21 protein-coding genes are annotated in these 19,414 nt (G+C 65.5%); 11 read left to right on the top strand and 10 right to left on the bottom strand.

The window, feature by feature from the left end; translation table 11 throughout:
* A partial coding sequence (gene recF / locus SAS01S_RS17835) for a DNA replication/repair protein RecF (protein ID WP_066812121.1) occupies window positions 1-898 on the top strand: 898 nt, incomplete at its 5' end.
* 79 nt (window positions 899-977) lie between these two features.
* Window positions 978-1,730: an OmpA family protein gene (locus SAS01S_RS17830; protein ID WP_245656987.1), complete on the top strand. Its 753-nt coding sequence runs from the start codon at window positions 978-980 to the stop codon at window positions 1,728-1,730.
* A 129-nt stretch (window positions 1,731-1,859) separates the two neighbouring features.
* On the opposite strand, the gene SAS01S_RS17825 is transcribed toward SAS01S_RS17830, so the two are convergent.
* Window positions 1,860-2,327 carry a nuclear transport factor 2 family protein gene (locus SAS01S_RS17825; RefSeq protein ID WP_066812117.1) on the bottom strand — a complete coding sequence of 156 codons (468 nt, stop codon included), beginning with the start codon at window positions 2,325-2,327 and terminating at the stop codon, window positions 1,860-1,862.
* A 174-nt stretch (window positions 2,328-2,501) separates the two neighbouring features.
* Between SAS01S_RS17825 and SAS01S_RS17820 the strand changes: the two genes are divergently transcribed.
* The gene (locus SAS01S_RS17820; protein ID WP_066812115.1) at window positions 2,502-2,933 is read left to right on the top strand and encodes a hypothetical protein; all 432 of its coding nucleotides are present in this window, start codon (window positions 2,502-2,504) and stop codon (window positions 2,931-2,933) included.
* A 6-nt stretch (window positions 2,934-2,939) separates the two neighbouring features.
* Here SAS01S_RS17820 and SAS01S_RS17815 read toward each other — a convergent pair whose 3' ends face one another.
* Window positions 2,940-3,545: a hypothetical protein gene (locus tag SAS01S_RS17815; protein ID WP_245656986.1), complete on the bottom strand. Its 606-nt coding sequence runs from the start codon at window positions 3,543-3,545 to the stop codon at window positions 2,940-2,942.
* 90 nt (window positions 3,546-3,635) lie between these two features.
* Between SAS01S_RS17815 and gyrB the strand changes: the two genes are divergently transcribed.
* The 3 genes from gyrB to SAS01S_RS17800 all read left to right on the top strand — a co-directional run bounded on the left by gyrB (window position 3,636) and on the right by SAS01S_RS17800 (window position 7,679).
* Window positions 3,636-6,125 (top strand): DNA topoisomerase (ATP-hydrolyzing) subunit B, encoded by a 2,490-nt coding sequence (gene gyrB / locus SAS01S_RS17810; RefSeq protein ID WP_066812129.1) that lies wholly within the window; start codon window positions 3,636-3,638, stop codon window positions 6,123-6,125.
* 73 nt (window positions 6,126-6,198) lie between these two features.
* Window positions 6,199-6,942 (top strand): class I SAM-dependent methyltransferase, encoded by a 744-nt coding sequence (locus tag SAS01S_RS17805; protein WP_066812113.1) that lies wholly within the window; start codon window positions 6,199-6,201, stop codon window positions 6,940-6,942.
* A complete protein-coding gene (locus SAS01S_RS17800) occupies window positions 6,939-7,679 on the top strand; it encodes a class I SAM-dependent methyltransferase (RefSeq protein ID WP_066812110.1) in 741 nt (246 codons plus the stop codon). Before SAS01S_RS17805 ends, SAS01S_RS17800 begins: the two co-directional genes overlap by 4 nt.
* A gap of 122 nt (window positions 7,680-7,801) precedes the next feature.
* Here SAS01S_RS17800 and SAS01S_RS17795 read toward each other — a convergent pair whose 3' ends face one another.
* The 4 genes from SAS01S_RS17795 to SAS01S_RS17780 all read right to left on the bottom strand — a co-directional run bounded on the left by SAS01S_RS17795 (window position 7,802) and on the right by SAS01S_RS17780 (window position 12,405).
* Entirely contained in the window at window positions 7,802-8,779 is a 978-nt protein-coding gene (locus SAS01S_RS17795; protein ID WP_066812108.1) for an NAD(P)H-dependent glycerol-3-phosphate dehydrogenase, read from the bottom strand.
* On the bottom strand, window positions 8,776-9,804 hold the full coding sequence (gene tsaD / locus SAS01S_RS17790) for a tRNA (adenosine(37)-N6)-threonylcarbamoyltransferase complex transferase subunit TsaD (RefSeq protein ID WP_066812128.1): 1,029 nt from the start codon (window positions 9,802-9,804) through the stop codon (window positions 8,776-8,778). Before tsaD ends, SAS01S_RS17795 begins: the two co-directional genes overlap by 4 nt.
* A gap of 73 nt (window positions 9,805-9,877) precedes the next feature.
* Complete coding sequence (locus SAS01S_RS17785) at window positions 9,878-11,965, bottom strand: RelA/SpoT family protein (protein ID WP_066812107.1); 2,088 nt, start codon at window positions 11,963-11,965, stop codon at window positions 9,878-9,880.
* A 122-nt stretch (window positions 11,966-12,087) separates the two neighbouring features.
* Window positions 12,088-12,405, bottom strand: a complete 318-nt coding sequence (locus tag SAS01S_RS17780; protein WP_066812105.1) for a CC_3452 family protein — start codon at window positions 12,403-12,405, stop codon at window positions 12,088-12,090.
* Window positions 12,406-12,550: 145 nt separating this feature from the next.
* Between SAS01S_RS17780 and SAS01S_RS17775 the strand changes: the two genes are divergently transcribed.
* A complete protein-coding gene (locus tag SAS01S_RS17775) occupies window positions 12,551-13,048 on the top strand; it encodes a winged helix-turn-helix transcriptional regulator (protein WP_066812103.1) in 498 nt (165 codons plus the stop codon).
* Between the two features lie 206 nt (window positions 13,049-13,254).
* Here the strand turns inward: SAS01S_RS17775 and SAS01S_RS17770 are convergent, their stop codons facing one another.
* The 3 genes from SAS01S_RS17770 to SAS01S_RS17760 form a co-directional block, all read right to left on the bottom strand.
* Window positions 13,255-13,677, bottom strand: a complete 423-nt coding sequence (locus SAS01S_RS17770; protein ID WP_066812126.1) for an acyl-CoA thioesterase — start codon at window positions 13,675-13,677, stop codon at window positions 13,255-13,257.
* 127 nt (window positions 13,678-13,804) lie between these two features.
* Window positions 13,805-15,163 carry an alpha-L-fucosidase gene (locus SAS01S_RS17765; RefSeq protein WP_218016329.1) on the bottom strand — a complete coding sequence of 453 codons (1,359 nt, stop codon included), beginning with the start codon at window positions 15,161-15,163 and terminating at the stop codon, window positions 13,805-13,807.
* Window positions 15,164-15,430: 267 nt separating this feature from the next.
* Window positions 15,431-16,198, bottom strand: a complete 768-nt coding sequence (locus tag SAS01S_RS17760; protein WP_281179333.1) for a CmcJ/NvfI family oxidoreductase — start codon at window positions 16,196-16,198, stop codon at window positions 15,431-15,433.
* Between the two features lie 242 nt (window positions 16,199-16,440).
* Here SAS01S_RS17760 and SAS01S_RS17755 point away from each other — a divergent pair, with 242 nt between their 5' ends.
* From SAS01S_RS17755 to SAS01S_RS17740, 4 genes are all read left to right on the top strand, one after another.
* The gene (locus SAS01S_RS17755; RefSeq protein WP_066812094.1) at window positions 16,441-16,743 is read left to right on the top strand and encodes a PadR family transcriptional regulator; all 303 of its coding nucleotides are present in this window, start codon (window positions 16,441-16,443) and stop codon (window positions 16,741-16,743) included.
* A complete protein-coding gene (locus SAS01S_RS17750; RefSeq protein WP_157082889.1) occupies window positions 16,740-17,384 on the top strand; it encodes a hypothetical protein in 645 nt (214 codons plus the stop codon). Before SAS01S_RS17755 ends, SAS01S_RS17750 begins: the two co-directional genes overlap by 4 nt.
* A gap of 103 nt (window positions 17,385-17,487) precedes the next feature.
* Window positions 17,488-17,982 carry a hypothetical protein gene (locus SAS01S_RS17745; protein WP_157082888.1) on the top strand — a complete coding sequence of 165 codons (495 nt, stop codon included), beginning with the start codon at window positions 17,488-17,490 and terminating at the stop codon, window positions 17,980-17,982.
* Window positions 17,983-18,185: 203 nt separating this feature from the next.
* Entirely contained in the window at window positions 18,186-18,518 is a 333-nt protein-coding gene (locus SAS01S_RS17740; RefSeq protein ID WP_084239164.1) for a UrcA family protein, read from the top strand.
* Window positions 18,519-18,579: 61 nt separating this feature from the next.
* Here SAS01S_RS17740 and SAS01S_RS17735 read toward each other — a convergent pair whose 3' ends face one another.
* Window positions 18,580-19,356: a sulfite exporter TauE/SafE family protein gene (locus tag SAS01S_RS17735; protein ID WP_066812125.1), complete on the bottom strand. Its 777-nt coding sequence runs from the start codon at window positions 19,354-19,356 to the stop codon at window positions 18,580-18,582.
* Between the last annotated feature and the right edge of the window lie 58 nt (window positions 19,357-19,414).

Raw genomic sequence — 19,414 nt, 5'->3', positions numbered from 1 at the left:
AATGCGGCAAGCGGCATGGCCTGCGGATAGGCCCCACCCCAACCCCTCCCCTGAAGGGGAGGGGCTTATCGAGATCGGCACGGGCACCCTGCCTTCCGCCCCCGAGCGCCGCATCGTCCGCATCAACGGCGCCACCGCTGCGGCGACCGCGCTGGCGGAATGGCTGACCGTGCTGTGGCTCACCCCGGCGATGGACCGGTTGTTCGTCGAGCCCGCCGGCGAGCGGCGGCGGTTCCTCGATCGGCTGACCCTGGCGATGCGGCCCGACCATGCCCAACACGCCAATCGCTACGAGGCGGCGATGCGCGCGCGCAACCGCGTGCTGGCCGATGACAGTCCCGACCCGCATTGGCTGACCGCGCTCGAAGCGCAGATGGCCGAGCACGGCGCGGCGATCGATGCCGGCCGGCGTGAGACCGTGACGGCATTGGCCGAGCGGCTGGCCGACCAGCCCGAAGGCCCGTTCGCCCGCGCCGGACTGACGCTCGAAGGGTGGAGCGGCGCCGACACGCTCGCAGTCGACCTGGCGCAAGGACGACGGCGCGACGCCGCGGCCGGCCGCACGCTCGTCGGCCCGCATCGTAGCGACCTGATGGTCACGCATCTCGACAAGGATCAGCCCGCCTCGCTCTGCTCCACCGGCGAGCAGAAGGCATTGCTGCTTGGCCTCGTCCTCGCCCATGCCGAGCTCGTCGCCGACCGTGTCGGCCGCGCGCCGATCCTGCTGCTTGACGAGGTCGCCGCGCATCTCGATCCGGTCCGCCGCGCGGCGCTGTTCGATCGGCTGGCGGCGACCGGCAGCCAGGTCTGGATCACCGGCACCGAACGCGCGCCGTTCGACGATATCGGCACGGCGTCGTGGTTCACCGTCGCCGACGGAACGGTCGCGGCCGCCTGAACGTCCCCTGTCCGTGCGCCTAAGGCCGGGTTCAGTCCCGTGCCGCTAGCCCGCGTCGATGACCACAGGGAGAATAGTCATGAAGATGTTGTTTGCCGCTGCGACCGCTTTGGTTGCGATTGCCACCCCTGCCATCGCGCAGGATCGCTGGGATTGGTCGGGCGGACGCCCCGACGGCCCCGATTTCCGCATCGCCGGCCCGGGCGTCCGCGTCCTTTATCCTGAATTGCGCGAGACGCGGCGCGGACGCGCCTTCGTGATCCGCAATTTCGACCGCAACCATGATCGCTTCCTGACCATCTTCGAAGCGCGCCAGGCCAACCGTGCCTTTGCCGAAATCGCCGGACCGCGGCTGCGCGGGTTCGACTGGGACTCGCGCGACAGCGGCTACACCGTAGAAGAGCGCGGCGGGCGCGGTGGCTGGGATCGCGGCGCGATGCGTAGCTATGGCTTCCGTCAGACCGCGCGCGGGGCGACGATGCGGCTCGACGAGGACGTGCTGTTCGCGACCGACAGCGACGTGCTGCGCCCGGGTGCGCTCGACAAATTGCGCCCGCTGGCGAGCTATCTGCGCGACAATCCCGGAGTCCGCGTTGCCATCGACGGCTATACCGATTCGCGCGGCAGCGATGCGCATAACCAGGACCTGTCAGAACGCCGCGCGGCGAGCGTCCGCGCCGCGTTCGACGAGATGGGCGTGACTCGCGCGCGCTTCTCGGTCGCCGGCCATGGCGAGCGCGATCCGATCGCGACCAACGCCACCGCAGCGGGAATGCGCCTCAACCGCCGCGTCGAAGTGACCCTGTTGGGCCGTCGCGCCAGCGAATTCTGATGCGAAAGGCCGGCACGAAACCCGCGTGCCGGCCCTCGCCAGACCAGGTGCTCCTGCCCGAGCGGGAGCCCGGATCGCACGGACAGCAATTGTGATCCCGGGCTCCTTCTCTTGCAGGAGCACCAATTTTCAGCTTGCCGCGGCGACCCGATTGGCGTGGGTATAGATCACTTGCCACTTGCCGCCGCGCTTCGCCCAGATGTCGGAGAAGCGGATGCGGACCGAATAGGGCTTGTCCTCGGACATGCCCTTCATCGTGACGGCACCGCCCAGCACCGCGCCGTCGCTCCACACCTTGATCACCTGATCGTCGATCGCGAACGGGTCCATCGTGAAGCCCTTGGCGGTGTAATCGGCGATGAACTGCGCCTTGTCCTCGCGCTTGTCCTGGCTGTTGACCAACAGATAGTCGTCGGCAAGCAGGCGCTTGAGCGCCGCGCCATCGCTCTTGACCTGGGCGAGGTCGAAATCCGCTGCCGCCTTGGCCAGGTCGGCGGGAACACCCGGATAGGTCGGCATCGGCTGCGACGCTGGCCCATCCGCCAGCGCCGGGCTCGCCACTGCCAAGGCAGCCGCGATCGCGATCCATTTCATCATTCTCTCCCGCTTTTCTCGTGATGCCGCACTCTAATCCGGCGCGAAGTCCAGGCAAGCCCGCGCCCCGATACGGCGTCCGAGATCGGACCGGATAGGATATAAAACGATCTGGCGTGGGGGCCCAAAGGGCCGTAATATTGACCTATCTTTCGCGCCTATCGGGAGAGTGAGTCGATGACATATTCGGCCAGGTTCGCCGCCATCCTGCTCCTATCGTCCATCGCCGCTCCCGCCCTAGCCGACGACTGGGTCCCGCTCGGCGCACAGCGCAACGGCACCCAGGTTTCGCTGTCATCCGCGTCGCTCGATCGGCAACACGACAAGGTGAGTGCGCTCGTGCGCTTCGCACCGCCGGCCGGCGCGGGCTGGACCAGTTTCGTCAGCATCGATTGCCGGGCGGGCGCGCTGTTTGCCCGGCGCCTGAGCGGCAACGCGAACGGATCGGCCAAGGCCCACCCAACCGCGGCGGACTATCATCGCATCAAGCAAGGCAGCATCGGCCAGTCGATCGCGGGCGCGCTTTGTCCCGCGCGCGCACCGGTCGATATCAGCCGGACCTCGGTTGGCGGCGGCCCCGCCATGGTGATGCCATACGACCCTCGCTGACCGCATTCAGCCCAGCGTGTCGTACAGCCTCAGAATCCAGCTGAGGTCGTAAGCAAGGTAGAGTGCCGCGAACAGCAAGTGGAAGCGGCGGTTGCCGGTCCAGGCGGCGACCACGCACAAGACGATGCCGATGGCGATCCGAACCGGATATTCGGGCCCGAGCGCGCGGAAATGATCCGCACCTTTGATCGCGGTGTCGATCAGATCGGCGGCGAACGTCGCGGCGAATAATCCGAAGAACCAGCGCCGTCGCGACAGGAAATAGGCTTCGTAGGTATCGTGCTCGGCAAGGTCGCCGGGAAACAGCAGGCAAGCGAGCACGAACCACAGGAAAGCGTAGAGAAGCAGGAACACGAACAGCTCGAACCGCCACGCGCCGAGCGAGATCAGCGCGAACTCCCACCACCAGAAATGGACGATCGAGAGCAGGATCACCGCGACCCATAACAGATGCGTCGCCGACACCGGATTGCGCCCGGGATGCTCGACCATCCGCGCCAGTCCCGACAGGATTCGGGTGAGCCCGAGCCCCAGCACGACCCCCACCAGCACGCGGACGTGAAGGTAGAGTTCGTGCGGATCGGGCGGCTCGGCCATGACCGATGGGATCATTCCCGAGCGCTATTTGCAAGTGCCGCGAATGGCCCCGCGCGACTCGCCATTTTGCTTCCGTTTTCGGGGGCGAATCCCTATATGCTCGCTATGGCAACACCCCCTCAGACTTCAGATTACGGCGCCGATTCGATCAAGGTCCTCAAAGGCCTCGACGCCGTCCGCAAACGACCCGGCATGTATATCGGCGACACCGACGACGGATCGGGTCTCCACCACATGGTATTCGAGGTTTCCGACAACGCGATCGACGAGGCTTTGGCCGGTCATTGCGACCGGATCGACATCTCCTTGAACCCCGACGGATCGGTCAGCGTCACCGATAATGGCCGCGGCATCCCGACCGGCATCCATGCCGAGGAAGGCGTGTCGGCGGCCGAGGTCATCATGACCCAGCTCCATGCCGGCGGTAAGTTCGAGAACACCTCGGACGACAATGCGTACAAGGTCTCCGGCGGGCTGCACGGCGTCGGCGTGTCGGTGGTCAACGCGCTCAGCGAATGGCTCGATCTGACGATCTGGCGCGACGGCGAGGAGCATTACATGCGCTTCGCCCATGGCGACGCGGTCGCCCCGCTCAAGGTCGTCGGCAAGGCGGCGGAGGGTCAGAAGGGGACGCGCGTCACTTTCCTGCCGTCGCCGTCCACCTTCAAGATCACCGAATTCGATTTCGAGAAGCTCGAACATCGCTATCGCGAGCTGGCCTTCCTCAATTCGGGCGTGCGGTTGTTCCTGACCGATGCGCGGCACGAAGAGCCCAAGACGATCGAGCTCTATTATGAAGGCGGCATCGCGGCGTTCGTGAAATATCTCGATCGCACCAAGGCGCCCCTGTTTCCGGAGCCGATCGCGATCTCCGGCCAGCGCGACGATATCGGCATCGACGTCGCGCTCGAATGGAATGATTCCTATTACGAGAACGTCCTGTGCTTCACCAACAACATCCCGCAGCGTGACGGCGGCACCCATCTCGCGGCGTTCCGCTCGGCGCTGACCCGCACGCTCAATGGCTATGCCGAGAAATCGGGCCAGATGAAGAAGGAAAAGGTCAGCCTGACCGGCGACGATATGCGCGAAGGCCTGACCGCGATCGTCTCGGTGAAATTGCCCGATCCCAAGTTCAGCTCGCAGACCAAGGACAAGCTCGTCTCGTCCGAAGTGCGCCAGCCGCTCGAAAGCCTGCTCGCCGACAAGATGGCCGAATGGCTCGAGGAAAATCCGGCCAATGCGCGCCAGATCATCCAGAAAGTGATCGACGCCGCCGCTGCGCGCGAGGCCGCGCGCAAGGCGCGCGAAGCCAGCCGCAAGTCGGTGCTCGGGGTTTCCAGCCTGCCGGGCAAGCTCGCCGACTGCCAGGAAAAGGATCCGGCCAAGTCCGAGCTGTTCCTGGTCGAGGGCGATTCGGCCGGCGGCTCGGCCAAACAGGGCCGCGACCGCCATTTCCAGGCGATCCTGCCGTTGCGCGGCAAGATCCTCAACGTCGAGCGCGCGCGGTTCGACCGTATGCTGTCGTCGCGCGAGATCGGCACGCTGATCCAGGCGATGGGCACCGGGATCGGGCGCGACGACTTCAACCTGGAGAAATTGCGCTATCACAAGGTCGTGATCATGACCGACGCCGATGTCGACGGCGCGCATATCCGCACCTTGCTGCTGACCTTCTTCTATCGCCAGATGCCCGAGATCATCACCGGCGGGCACCTCTTCATCGCGCAGCCGCCGCTGTACAAAGCGACGCGCGGGCGGTCCGAAGTGTATCTGAAGGATGAGGCCGCGCTGGAGGAATATCTGGTCGCGGCGGGCGTCGCGTCGAGCTCGCTCGACGGTGTCGGCACCGGCACCGCGCTGCGCGCTTTGGTCGACCATTCGCGCCGCATGCGCTCGCTGATGCGCTTCGTGCCGCGGCGCTACGATCCCAGCATCATCGAGGCGCTGGCGATGGATGGGGTGTTCGATCCCGAGGCCAGCATCGCGCAGCGCGCGGAGCGGCTCCAGGCGACCACCATCAAGCTCGACGGCGGCGATCCCGAGGCGACCTGGACCGCGCAATTGACCGACGAGGGCTCGCTCCATTTCCAGCGGCTGTGGCGCGGCGTCACCGATCACCACGTGATCGAGGCGGCGTTCCTGGTCTCGGCCGAAGCGCGCAAGCTGCATGGCTTGGCCGCCGAGCAGGTCGACAGCTACGGCAGCGCGGTCAAGCTGGTGCCGAGCAAAGCGCAGGCCGCGGCGACCGCTGTCGAGGAAGCCGCCGCCGAGGTCGACGAGGATGAGGATCTGCCGGTCGTCGTCGGCAAGGGCGAGTCGCTGATCGCGCGGCCGTCGCAATTGCTCGAGGCGATCCTGGCGGCGGGACGCAAAGGTCTGTCGATCCAGCGCTACAAGGGCCTGGGCGAGATGAATCCCGAGCAATTGTGGGAAACCACGCTCGACCCGACCAACCGATCGATGCTGCGCGTCGCGGTCGACCAGGCCGATGTCGCCGATGAGATTTTCACCCGATTGATGGGCGACGTGGTCGAGCCGCGCCGCGAATTCATCCAGGAGAATGCGCTGAGCGTCGCCAATCTGGACGTATGACGTCGGCGGTCATTGAACCGTCGCGACACTGGTCTAGATCAAGCGTGTAACGATAGTCACAAGGGAGAGGTCGATGCGCTTTGGGATCATGCTGGCGGCGGTTGCCGCGGTCGCCGTGCCGATGGCAGTGGTGGCGAAATCGGATGTGTCGCCCGCCATCGCCAAGGCGCTTGCCGATCCGGCGCGCGCCGACCAGGCCGGCGACGATGCGCGCCGCCACGCCGCCGACGTGCTCGTCTTTTCGGGCGTGAAGCCGGGCTGGCAAGTGGTCGATTTCCTGCCGGGCCAGGGCTATTGGACGCGCATCTTCGCCGGCGCGGTCGGACCGACCGGGCATGTCTACGCCGTGTGGCCAAGCGCGGCCGGCGATCGTGCCAAGACGACGGTCGATGCGCTCAACGGCCGCAAGCTGGGCAATGTCACCGCCGCGGTCGACGCCGGGCTGATCACGGTCGACAAGCCGGTCGACCTGGTCTGGACGGTGCAGAATTATCACGATCTGCCCAATGACGGGCGCGGCGAGCCGGCGCTGACCGCGTTCAACGCCGCGGTGTTCAAGGCGCTCAAGCCGGGCGGGACATATATCGTGATCGACCATGCCGCGCCGGCGGGCAGCGGCCTGACCGATACCGGGACGCTCCACCGCATCGACCCGGCGATCGTCAAGAAGCAGGTGCTTGCCGCCGGCTTCACTTTCGCCGGCGAATCGAAGGCGCTGGCCAATCCCAAGGACGACCACACGCTGAAAGTGTTCGACCCGGCGATCCGCGGCGTAACCGATCAGTTCGTCTACAAATTCCGGAAGCCGCTCAAGTGATCCGGGCCGGGTTGGCGGTGCTGCTGGGCGCCGCGGCGCTCGGCGGCTGCACGCAGAAATGGGACACGGGCAATACCGCCACCGCGGACACGCGGCTGGCGCGTGACGTCGCGCTCGATGCGCGGCGCCACGGCCCGGAGATCGCCGCCTTCGCCGGGGTCAAATCCGGCGACAAGGTGATCGATCTGATCCCGGGCGGCGGCTATTGGACGCGCACCTTTGCCCGCATCGTCGGGCCGTCGGGCCATGTCTACGGCATCTGGCCGCAGCCTTATGCGGCGGAAGCCGGCAGCGACGTCAAAAGCTATGCGGCGGCCGCCGGCACGCCCGCTTTCGCCAATGTGTCGGCGAGCACCCAGCCGGCGACCAGCCTGACCGCACCCGAAAAGGTCGACCTGGTCTTCACCTCGCAAAATTATCACGATTATCCCGACAAGTTCATGGGCTCGATCGATCCTGCCGTGCTCAACAAGGCAGTGTTCGACGCGCTCAAACCCGGCGGCATCTATCTGATCATCGATCATGCCGCCGCGCCGGGATCGGGGATGCGCGACACCGATACGCTCCACCGGATCGATCCGGCGATCGTCAAGAAGCAGGTGACCGCGGCAGGATTCGTGTTCGACGGCGAGTCGAAGCTACTGGCCAATGCGGGCGACGATCACACCAAGCCGGTGTTCGATCCGTCGATCCGTCGGCATACGGATCAGTTCATTTACAAGTTTCGCAGGCCCTAACGCCCAACCGTCACCCCGGCCTTGTGCCGGGGTCTGCCTAGCCCCAAGTCATAGACAAGAGACGTAAGGACATTACGTGCGGCGCGGCGGATCCCGGCACAAGGCCGGGATGACGTATGTGGCTATTCTCGTTCGTCACGGAGAGGGCGGGATAGCAGCGCGCCGATCACGTCGCCGACCGGCGCACCGTCGAGCAAAGCACACACGGCCTCGGTCACCGGCATGTCGACTCCGGCCTCGGTCGCCGCCTCGCGCAACACCGGGGCGGTGAAGGCACCCTCGGCCACCGTCCGCCGATCGCGCAGCAATTCCCTCGCCGACCGCCCCTCGCCCAGCCCGATGCCGAGCGAGAAATTGCGGCTGCTGGTCGACGAGCAGGTCAGCACCAGGTCGCCGAGCCCCGACAGGCCGGCCATCGTCTCGGCCCGCGCGCCGCGCGCCAGCCCGAACCGCGTCATCTCGGCAAAGCCGCGCGCGATCAGCGCGGCGCGGGCATTCTGCCCCAGCCCCGCGCCCTCGACCACGCCGCAGCCGATCGCCAGCACATTCTTGACCGCCCCGCCGATCTCCGCGCCGATCACGTCGTCCGAGGCATAGGTGCGGAAGGCCGGCGAGGCGAGCCGCTCGGCCAATGCGGTGCCAAGATCGGTGTCCTCGCACGCCAGCGTCACCGCGGTCGGCAATCCCGCCGCGACTTCATGCGCGAAGGTCGGTCCCGACAGCACCGCGATCGCCGCCGCCGGCTGCACCGCACGCGCGACTTCGCCGACCAGAAGCTTGCTCCCCGCCTCGATCCCCTTGGCGCACAGCACCAGCGGCTTGGTGCCGAAATCCTGTCCGTCGAGCACCGCGCGGACATGCTGTGCGGGCGCCACCACCAGCAAGGCATCGACAACGCGCAACGCATCGAGATCGTCGGTCGCGACGATGGTCTCGGACAACGGTACGTTGTTCAGGAACAGTTCGTTGACGTGGCGCGCGTTGATCGACTCGACGACTTCGGCCTCGCGTGCCCAAAGCGTGACGTGCTGGCCGTCGGCCGCCGCGACTTGCGCCAAAGCGGTGCCCCAGGCACCGCCGCCGATCACGCCTATCCTCACGCTTTCACTCCTGCCCCACGCACCTTTTCCGCATCCGGATCGAGCGGCCAGCGCGGGCGCGCGGCGATGTCGAGCGGGTCGGTCAGGCCCGCCGCGAAGCGCTCGGCTCCGGCCCAGGCGATCATCGCGGCATTGTCGGTACACAGCCATTGCGGCGGCACGCTGAACGGCAGCGCATAATCGCCCGCCAGCGATTCGAGCGCGATCCGCACCGCCGCGTTGGCCGCGACCCCGCCGGCGACGACCAGGGCAGTTGCGTCGGTATCGCCCAATTGTCGCCGCGTGCGGTCGACCAGGCAATCGACCGCGGCCTGCTGGAAGCTCGCGGCGATATCCTCGACGCGCCACTGGCCGGTGTCGTGCGCCCGCAGCACCGCGCTTTTCAGCCCGGCGAACGAGAAATGCGGTTCGGCCGACCCGAGCAGCGGGCGCGGCAAGGGCACGATGTCCTGGCCGATCGCGGCGGCACGCTCGACCGCGGGGCCGCCGGGAAAACCCAGGCCGAGGATCTTGGCGGTCTTGTCGAATGCCTCGCCCGCGGCATCGTCGATCGTGGTGGCCAGGCGGCGATAGCGCCCGACGCCTTCGACCAGCAGCAATTGGCAATGCCCGCCCGAGACGAGCAGCAGCAGATAGGGGAAATCGAGCTCGGGATCGGCGAGCCGCGGGCTCAGCGCATGGCCTTCGAGATGGTTGACCGCGACCAGCGGCTTGCCCGCGGCGTGCGCCAGCGCCTTGCCGGTGACCAGCCCGACCATCACCCCGCCGATCAGCCCCGGCCCCGCCGTCGCGGCAACCGCATCGACTTGCGACAGCGTCACGCCGGCTTCCGCCAGTGCCGCTTCGATCAGCGGCTCGAGCGCCTCGACATGCGCGCGCGCGGCGATCTCCGGCACGACGCCGCCATAGGGCCGGTGCGCGGCTTCCTGTCCGGCGAGCTTGTGCGACAGGATACGGCGGTCGCTGGTGACCAAAGCCGCCGCAGTCTCGTCGCACGAGGATTCGAGGCCAAGGATGAGAGTCATCATCTGTCTCTAACCGGTCGGGCCGGGCTTGTCGAAGCGCCGGAGTCTGCGCTTTTCACCCCGCCTCGGGCTGCTACACCCGCGTCACCGCGTTGACCGCGTCCGCCGCGCGCAGCGCCGCCATCAATTTCTCCAGATGCGCGGCGTCGCGCACTTCCAGGTCGATCTGGTTGGTGTGGAATCCGGTGTCGCTGGTGTCGAACCGGATGTTGATGATGTTGGCACGGTGCTGGCCGATGATCGTCGACACGGTGCCCAGCGCGCCGGGCTCGTTCTTCAACGTCACTTCGATCCGCGCCAGCCCGCCTTCGGACTTGTCGCCCCAGGCCAGGTCGACCCAATCGACATCGTCCGAATTGGCCAGCACCGGACAGTCGATACGGTGGACCTCGATCTCCTGGTCGGGCCGCCGCAAACCGACGATGCGGTCGCCCGGCACCGGATGGCAGATCGTATCGAGCTTGTAGGCGACGCCGGGGGTCAGGCCGGTGATCGAAATCGCCGACGATTGCTGCGGCAGCGCGCGTCCCGCGTCGGTGCTCGCCGATCCCGGCATTAGCGCTTCCATCAGCTCGGCATCGGTGATCCGCCGCCGCGCCACCGCCTCGATCAGCGCGTCCTCGTCGGTCAATTGCAGCTTCTTGAGCGCGGTCTTGACCGCATCGACCGACAGCGGCGCCGGCAGGCGATCGACGATCTCGTCATACAGCTTGCGGCCAAGCGTCAGCGTTTCCTTGCGCTCGATCGCGCGCAAATGCCGCCGGATCGCCGCGCGCGCCTTTCCGGTGATCGCGAAGTTGAGCCAATTGGGCTGCGGCGATTGCGCCTTGGAGCGCAGGATCTGCACCTGGTCGCCATTCTCGATCACCGTGCGCAGCGGCACGTGGCGGCCGTTGATCTTGGCCCCGACCGCCTGGTCGCCGAGATCGGTATGGACGGCATAAGCGAAATCGATCGGCGTCGCGCCCTTGGGCAGCTGATGCAGTTCGCCCTTTGGGGTGAAGGCGAAGATGCGATCCTGATACATCGCCATCCGGGTATGCTCGAGCAATTCCTCGGGCGTCTCGGCGGTTTCCAGGATTTCGACCAGGTCGGTGATCCAGCTATGCTGGCCGTCGGCGCGGACCTTGCCGGTCTTGTACGCCCAATGCGCCGCCAGCCCATATTCGGCTTCGGCATGCATTTCCCCAGTGCGGATCTGGATTTCGACGCGCGTATCGCCGGCATGCATGATCGAGGTGTGGAGCGAGCGATAGCCGTTGCGCTTGGGGGTCGAGATATAGTCCTTGAACCGCCCCGGCACGAACGGCCAGCGGCGATGGATGACGCCCATCGCGCGGTAGCAATCCTCCTCGGTCGGCACGATCGCGCGGAACGCCATCACGTCGGACAATTGCTCGAAGCTGATGTGCCGCTCCTGCATCTTCTTCCAGATGCTGTAGGGGTGCTTCTCGCGGCCAGAGATGTCGGCGTCGACGCCGTGGCGCGACAGCAGCAATTTCACCCCGGATCCGATCTTGGCGATGCGGTCGCCGCCTTCCTGCAATTGGTCGAGGCGCTTCTGGATCGATTGATACGCCTCGGGCTCGAGCTGGGCGAAGGCGAGCGTCTGCATTTCCTTCATGAACTCGTACATGCCGATCCGCTCGGCGAGCGGGGCATAGATGTCCATCGTCTCGCGCGCGATGCGCTTGCGCTTGTCCGGATTGGGGATGTGGTGGAGCGTGCGCATATTGTGCAGCCGGTCGGCCAATTTGACCAGCAGCACGCGGATGTCGTCCGACATCGCCAGCAGGAACTTGCGCAGATTCTCGGCCGCGCGCTCGCTTTCGGTCTGCGCTTCGATCTTGCTCAGCTTGGTGACGCCGTCGACCATCCGCGCGACATTGTCGCCGAACAATTTCTGGATCTGCTCGGGCGTGGCGACCGTATCCTCGATCGTATCGTGCAGGATCGCGGTGGCGATCGTCTCGTCGTCGAGATGCAGGTCAGTCAGGATGCCCGCGACTTCGATCGGATGGCTGAAATAGGGGTCGCCCGATGCGCGCTTCTGCGAGCCATGCGCCTGGAGCGAAAAGACGTACGCACGGTTGAGCAAGGCCTCATCAGCCTCGGGGTCGTAGGACAGGACCCGATCAACGAGTTCGTACTGACGCAGCATGCCGCTAAGATGGGGCGGGTTGGCGCTGCTTTGCAACAAAATGTTGGCCGCGAGCAATTAAAGGCGCGCGGCCAACGAGGGGATGGTGTTTAGTGGATCGCGGTGCGGGCACCGCTCCCAAATCAGTTCGCCTTGGCGTTGCACTTCGACAGCGTGTCGGCGTCGAGCGCCTGGCCACCGACGGTGAACGAGGTCAGCTTGCCGACGCGCTGCGCGACGAGCTGGCACAAGACGATGTCGCGCTCCGGCGCCTTGGCGGCGGCGAACGCGCCGTCATGGAATTTCCACACAGTGTCGCGAGTGATCAGGCTGGTCTTGGTCGGCGCCTCGACGGGGGTGGCGGTGTAGTAACCGGGACCCTGGGGCTGCGCGAACGCGACGGTGCTGCCGAACAAGGTGACGGCGACGGCGGCGAGAATCCTGGGGGCAATGCTGGACATGTTTTCCTCCTACGTCCGTTGCAACGCACAATAGGTTGCGAATCACCACCTACTCCTATAGGTTTTCAGTTGCAACTAAAAATCTACATGGCATTTTCATGACGCAGGAAATGGGATACGCTCGCATGCATAGAGAGGAATTCTGATGGGCGGACATCTGAGGGAGCCGCTGCGCGACCTCGCCGAATGCGGCCTTTCGGCGGCACTCGAGGCGATGGGCGAGCGCTGGAGCTTCATGATCCTGCGCGCCGCGTTCAACGGCCTGCACCATTTCGAGGAGTTCCAGTCGGAGCTCGGCATCGCCCGCAACATCCTGGCCAACCGCCTCGCGCGGCTGGTCGAACATGAGATCCTGACGCGTGAGGCGCTGCCCGAGGACCGCCGCAAGATCCAGTATCGGCTGACCGACAAGGGCATGGCGCTGCTGCCGACGATGGTCGCGCTCAGGCAATGGGGCGAGCGCTGGGAAAACTGCGTGCCGGCGGCGGCGCCGGTGCTGGTCGATGCGCGCGACATGCGACGCATCCGGCCGGTCGAGGTCCTGTCGCACGACGGACGCGTGCTCAAAAAGGGCGACATGCACTGGGCGCTGCCCGAAGATGTCGTCGGCGAAGAAGAGCCGCTGCAACAGGCCGCGGAGTAACGCGCTGTTCGTCACCCCGGCCTTGTGCCGGGGTCTGCCGGGCAACCATGTGATGACATCCGAAATTTAAGCGCTGAACTTGCCGCCGGGATGCGCAAGCTTGTTCCCACTCTCACGCCGTTTCCAAAGTGGCTCGGCGGATCCCGGCACAAGGCCGGGATGACGGAAGTATCGGAGCCGGCCGCTCTATCTTGTAGCCGCTGGCTTCACCCCAATTTCTCGATGAACTCGCGGATCGCCTCCGGGATCGGGACCGGTTGCCCGGTGGGCAAATGGACATTGACCGTCACCAGCCGCACGATCGAGTGCAATTCGCCGGTCGCGGCATGACAGAGTTCGAACAGCTGCGTCATGCTGGTCGACCCGAGCCGTTCGACCTTGGCATAGGCAAGGATCACGTCGCCGTAGGAAAACGGCTTGAGGAATTCGACCTCGGCATGGCGCACGTGGAATTCGGTCTCGGTCCAGGTCGTGCCCAGCGCCTCGGCGATCCCGGCCCATTCCCAGAATTCGGTCCCGGCGACATCGGCATATTCGAGATAGCGCGAATTGAAGACGACCTTTTGGCCGTCGATCTCTGCATAGCGGACCTTGATCGGGGTGGAAAAGGCGAAGCCGGGACGTGTCATGCCGACGCCCATATCGCGCGCGCCGCGATACGGCCAGCACGACAGGATCGGGTCGTTTTGTCGGCCCCTAACATCGGCGAATCGACCGAAATCTTGCCCCGCTCCGAACCGAAGCGCTCGGCAGGCCTCAACCTCCGACTGGTCCGCCGACGTCCAGGCGGATGATCGTGTCGACCGGGTCGGCATGGCCATCGTCGATCCGCACCGCGACGCCAGACGCGCTCTGATCGAGGCGCACCCTGCCTCCCGTAAGTGCGCGTGCGCGCAGGATTTTCTGGGGGAGGGCCGGCAAGTGAAGCCCGCCTTCCGGCCATTTCAGCACGTGCAGATAGATGGCACGGCCGTGCTGGGTCGATCCGTAGATGCCGTCGACGGGCTGGAAAGGACCTGGCCGCGTGGCGAAGATGCTTTCGCCGTAACGGCCGGTCCACTTCCCAAAATCCGCCAGCAAACGCACCTGTCCCGCCGGTATGACCCCATCGGCATCCGGCCCGACATTGACGAGCATATTACCATTGCGCACGACCGCATCGATGAACAGCCGCTTCAATTGATCAAGCGGGACCAGCCGCTGGTCGGGCGTATAGCCCCATGCTCCATGCGCGGTGAGGCTGAACGTCTTCTCCCACGGCTTGTCGTGAATCGGACCGCTGATCGGCGCGGCGCCTTCCTCGACATTGAAATCGCCCTGCCAGCCCGAGCGCGGGTTGATCACTACTTTTGGCTGGTTCTTGCGGACCATCGCGTTCAGCATGTCGGGGTGCCAGAACCAGGCGGCGTCGGCATCGGTGCCCTGGTGCGCCAGCCAGCCGCCATCATACCATAAGATGTCGATCTTGCCGTAGCGGCTGGTCAGTTCGGCGACCTGGTCATAGGTCTGCTTGCGGAGGAGGGCGGCATTGTCCGGTAAGCCCTTCACGTCGAAATAGGCGGGAAAACGCCAGTCGAGCGGTGAATAATAGATGCCGACGCGCAGGCCATGCCGGCGCAGCGCATCCGTGTAGGCGCGGATGAAATCCTTGTGCGCGGGCGAATGCATCGAATCATAATGTTCGTAGCTGCCCGGGCTATCGAACAGCGAGAAGCCGTCGTGGTGCCGCGCGGTCATCACCATATAGCGCGCGCCCGCACTGCGGGCGGCGAGTGCCCATTTGTCGGCGTCGAAATGCCTTGGATTGAACTGCTGCAGGAGCTTGCGATATTCGGCCGGGGGGACATGATCGTTGAACATGTGCCATTCGCCCTTGGCAGGGATGGCGTAGAGCCCCCAGTGGACGAAGACGCCGAGCTTGGCGTCACGCCACCAGGCCATATCCGCGTCGGAAAGCCGCAGCTCCGGCGCCAGCGCGGCTTCGCTATTGTCGGCCTTCTGCGCGGACTTGAGCTCGTCGGAGACGGTCTGCGATGCCGCCGGTGCGATGCTGGCCAGCATCGCAAGCGCGCCGAGTACGGCGCCTTTTGCGGCTCGTGTCCATCTTGTCGTCACGATCGACCCTCTCGCTTGTGATCATCGAAAGACATGGCCGTTGGGCGGAGCGAGCGCCCCGTAGCGGAAATCGCTCAACCGGATCCCGTGAATGCGGCTCACGTCGATTCCCACCAATGCCTCCTCTTGGTTTTTGTATATGAAACACTATTTCGCAAATGCAAGCAGGATGACGGGGAACGAACTACGGATCTTCCCCGAGCCCCCTATCCGATCGCCAATGGCAGCCGTGCCCGCACGATCGTCACGCCGTGAGCGGGCGGATCGTCACGTCCTCAGGATCAGCGCGCCGACGCGATGCTCGCAACTTTGCCGGTGCTCGGCCTTGGCCGGGGTTTCCGGATCGGCAAAAGCGGAATGGAAGCAATTGCCCAGCCCGCGCGGCGCCTTCCAGAACTCCGCGAGCTTGAACACGAGCAGTTCGTCATTGGTCATGCGGGGATAATAATACCAGCGCTGCCCGGGGTTGAACCTCAGCGATAGATGGTGCGTTTCGCGCCCGGTCGGGGCGATACCGGTGATACCGGTTCGAACGATGTCGTCGCGCTCGACCGTCGCCGCATCGCACAGCGCCAACGGCATATGTTCGAGCGGGCCGGCCATGTTGGTCGGGCGCCAGAAATCCAACCAGATGAATCCGGCGACGGCGTCGCGCTCATATTGCTGGCGCCACCATTGCGCGGCCTGTGGCGTCGCGAAGGCGGCAATATTGTGGGCATAGTCGTCGTGATCGACGCCGCCATCGGAATGCACGCCATCGGCATAGAATGGCGTGGCGGTGTCGCGTCCGCGGCGCAGGATATTGGGGAGTTGATGAACTTCCACCGTGAATTCCGGCAACAGCCGGTTGCGGATGATCTGTTCGACTTCCGACAAATAGACCGATGCGATGTCCTCGTCCCAATCGCGCACCGCGGTGGCATGCTGCAACAGAACGAAGCCGTGGCGGCGGAGGAATTCGGCTTCCGACACTCTTTCTTGTGTCTGAAGCATTCTTGCATCGGCGATGCTCACGCGCCTGCTGGTCGTGTCCATTCCAGGCGGCAATGCGCCGATCGGGTAACGCTCCCGGTCCGTCGGCACGAAATCCGGCGGGTAAAAGCCATTCAAATGAGCGATGGTCACACAGAGCTCTCGATCCAGCTTGCCGGGCGGTTTAGCATATCAACGCCAAAAAGTAACAAGCGCGGTAATCGATAGGCATGCGCCCCGTCACCATGAATGCCACAGAGCGGGGCGCCTCTTGACTCCTAAATCTACATATGTTGTATTTAGCCATGGCTACCAATCGGCGCCCCTCGAAACAGATGCTCAGGCTGCTCGACGCGCTGTCCGCGACGCCTCATGCGTGGCGCCACGGCTATGACATCATGAAGGAAACCGGGCTTCTGTCCGGAACGCTCTACCCATTGCTGATGCGCATGACGGATCAGGGGCTGGTCGAGGCGGAATGGCGCGAGCCGGCACAGCCCGGCAGGCCGCCGCGGCACGCTTATCGGTTGACGGCGCAGGGCCTCGCGCTCGCGCGGGACACGTCCGCGGATCGGAGCGCGCCGGGATTCAAGGAGGTGCCGGTATGACGGCGAAACTTGCTTGTGCCGTGATGGCTTTGACGGGGGCCTGTCTTGGCGATCGTCGCCGCGACTGGGCGCTGGCAATGCGTGGCGAATTGGACGTCGCCGTCGCCGAGGGACGGCCGCTCACCTTCGCGGTCGGGTGCCTGACGAGCGCGCTGCGCGACATGCCGAACCAAGCGGAGGGGCGGTTTACGCTGACCAGCCATGCCGTTGCGCTCGGTCTCCTCCCGATCGTGGCGCTGCTGATCGTGGGCACGGGCGCCGGTTTCCCCTTTCTGCCGACGGGGCATGCCGGCATATCCGGATGGCTCGCGGGAAGCGGCGAGCATTCGCCGTTGCTGACGCCCTGGAACCGCGGCTTTGCCCCGTCGCTCGCGGTCCTGATCTGGGGGCTGATCGCTGGGCATCTCCTGATGCCCTGGTTCATCCTCGAGCGGAATTGGACGCGCGTCGGCACCTTGGCGCGCATCAACAGCGCAGCCACGGTCACGCTCGTCCTGTTCACCACCGTCTTGTTCCTCGACATGGCCTTCTTGTTGCTGCCGGTAGCGGTGCTTGCGATCGAACTCGCGGCGAGTTGGTGTCTCTACCGGTGGCAGGAAGACCTTTTCGTCGAAGCACCGCCCGGGACATTGGTCGCGTAACTATTCAGGAATCGCTTTAGCGACGTGGAGATTGAACCGGGCGGCGTGCCGCCCGCCGGCGAGACGTGTGCCTTTCTTTCAACGCAGCAGATGGAGACAAGAGATGAAAACGTCCCTCGCAATGGTCGCGGCCCTGATCGCATCGGCACCGGCCATGTCGGCCCCCGCGCCGCAACCTGTGCCGCAACCCGCCGCGTCGCCATTTTTCGGTCAATGGAAACTCGACACTGCATCACTGCCAACATCGGGCGATGCGGCTCCCGCCAGCGTGACGGCGGAATTCGCCGATGGCGGCGCCGGCATCTGGAACACCACCTATGTGATCACCGCCAAAGACGGCAGCGCGCGGCGCATGACCTCGCGCGAGCCGCTCGACGGCAAAGCCGTCCCGATCACCGGCGATCAGACGGTCGCCGATAGCGTCGCGATGACCAATCCGTCACCAGACACATTGGTCATGGGACTGACCAAAGGCGGCAGTCTCGCGTCGGTGCGGGTCTATACCGTGTCGGCGGATGGCAGCGAAATGATCGAGAATGCGACGTTCGTCGGCGACGACGGCAAGCCCATGGTCAGCCGCTTCCGCTGGATACGATAGCGTCGGAGAAGCGGGCGGTGCGGATGGTCGCCACCGCCCGCCGCTCTCGGCGGACACACTTTTTCGAGCGCGTGACAAGCGTGCGCGCTCCCGATTGAAGATCAGGCAACGCGGCTGACCGCGACCTGACCAATACCTTCCACTCGCCAGCCGGCCGCGTGTTGCACGCCACGCCGCCGGCTTGCCTATCGCAGGAGATCGACATGCAACGAATGGCAATGCTCGCGGCTCTGTCGCTCGGGGCCTGTGCAACGCTGCCGCCGCCGGCACCGGAACCGCACGTGACGGTCGAAATAACCGATCTCTCGCTGACCACGGTAAGCGGCAGGGCCGTGCTCCGGCAGCGCGTCGCCGCGGCGGCGCATCTATTCTGCCGGCTCCATGGCGCGGAGTTCACGCCGATCGAATCGCGCGAAGACCCCTGGTATTGCCCTGACATGATGCGCTCGGAAATCATGCACGGCATGACGCCGTCGACACGCCGGGCCTATGCGATCGCCCGGCGCGAGGCGGGCCTCCGTGGCCGCGACCTCTGAAGGCCCAGTTCTGGAATTCCGCAAGCGAACGATGCGGCCGGACGCACAACCGCCCAAATCCTCAGAACAGCAACCGCCCCCCGACCAGCGCCAGCACCACCGCCAGTATCGGGCCCAACACGCGGTCCGACACGCGGCTGGCGATCAGGCTGCCGACGATGATCCCGGGGATCGATCCGATCAGCAGCGACACCAGCAGCGCGCCGTCGACCGATCCCAGCATCCAATGGCCGATGCCGCCGAGCAGCGTCAGCGGCACGGCGTGCGCGATGTCGGAGCCGACCAGCCGGTTGACCGGCAATGCCGGGTAAAGGATCAGCAACGCGGTCATCCCCAGCGCGCCGGCGCCGACCGAGGTGAGCGAGACCAATACGCCCAGCACGGCGCCGAGCAGGATGGTCGATCCCGCCAGCTTGCGCGGGCTCATCGTGCCGAAGCGCGGCGTCAGATAGGCGACGATGCGCCCGCGCAACAGGGTCGCCGCCGCCGACAGCAGCAAGGTCACGCCCAGGATCACTGACATGACGTGGCCGGTCGTCGCGGACGCTGGGCCCGCCTGGCTGAGGACGAGCAGGGTCACGATCGTCGCCGGCACGCTGCCGATCGCCAGCCGCGCTACGACGCGCCAATCGACCGTGCCGCGCCAGCCATGGACCGTAGTCCCGACCGTCTTGGTCGCCGAGGCGTAGAGTAGGTCGGTGCCGACCGCGGTGGTCGGATGGAAACCAAAGACGAGCACGAGCAGCGGCGTCATCAGCGATCCGCCGCCGACCCCGGTCAGCCCGACGACCAGCCCGACCAGCACGCCGGCTAGCGAATAGAGCAGATTGATCGTCATTGCCGGGTCCGCGGCGTCACGAGATTTGGCCGGCGTGCGCCGCCACGGCTGGAGCGGG

This window comes from Sphingomonas asaccharolytica NBRC 15499 (genome assembly GCF_001598355.1).
Lineage (GTDB): Bacteria > Pseudomonadota > Alphaproteobacteria > Sphingomonadales > Sphingomonadaceae > Sphingomonas > Sphingomonas asaccharolytica.
This window is presented reverse-complemented; position numbering and strand designations above follow the sequence as displayed.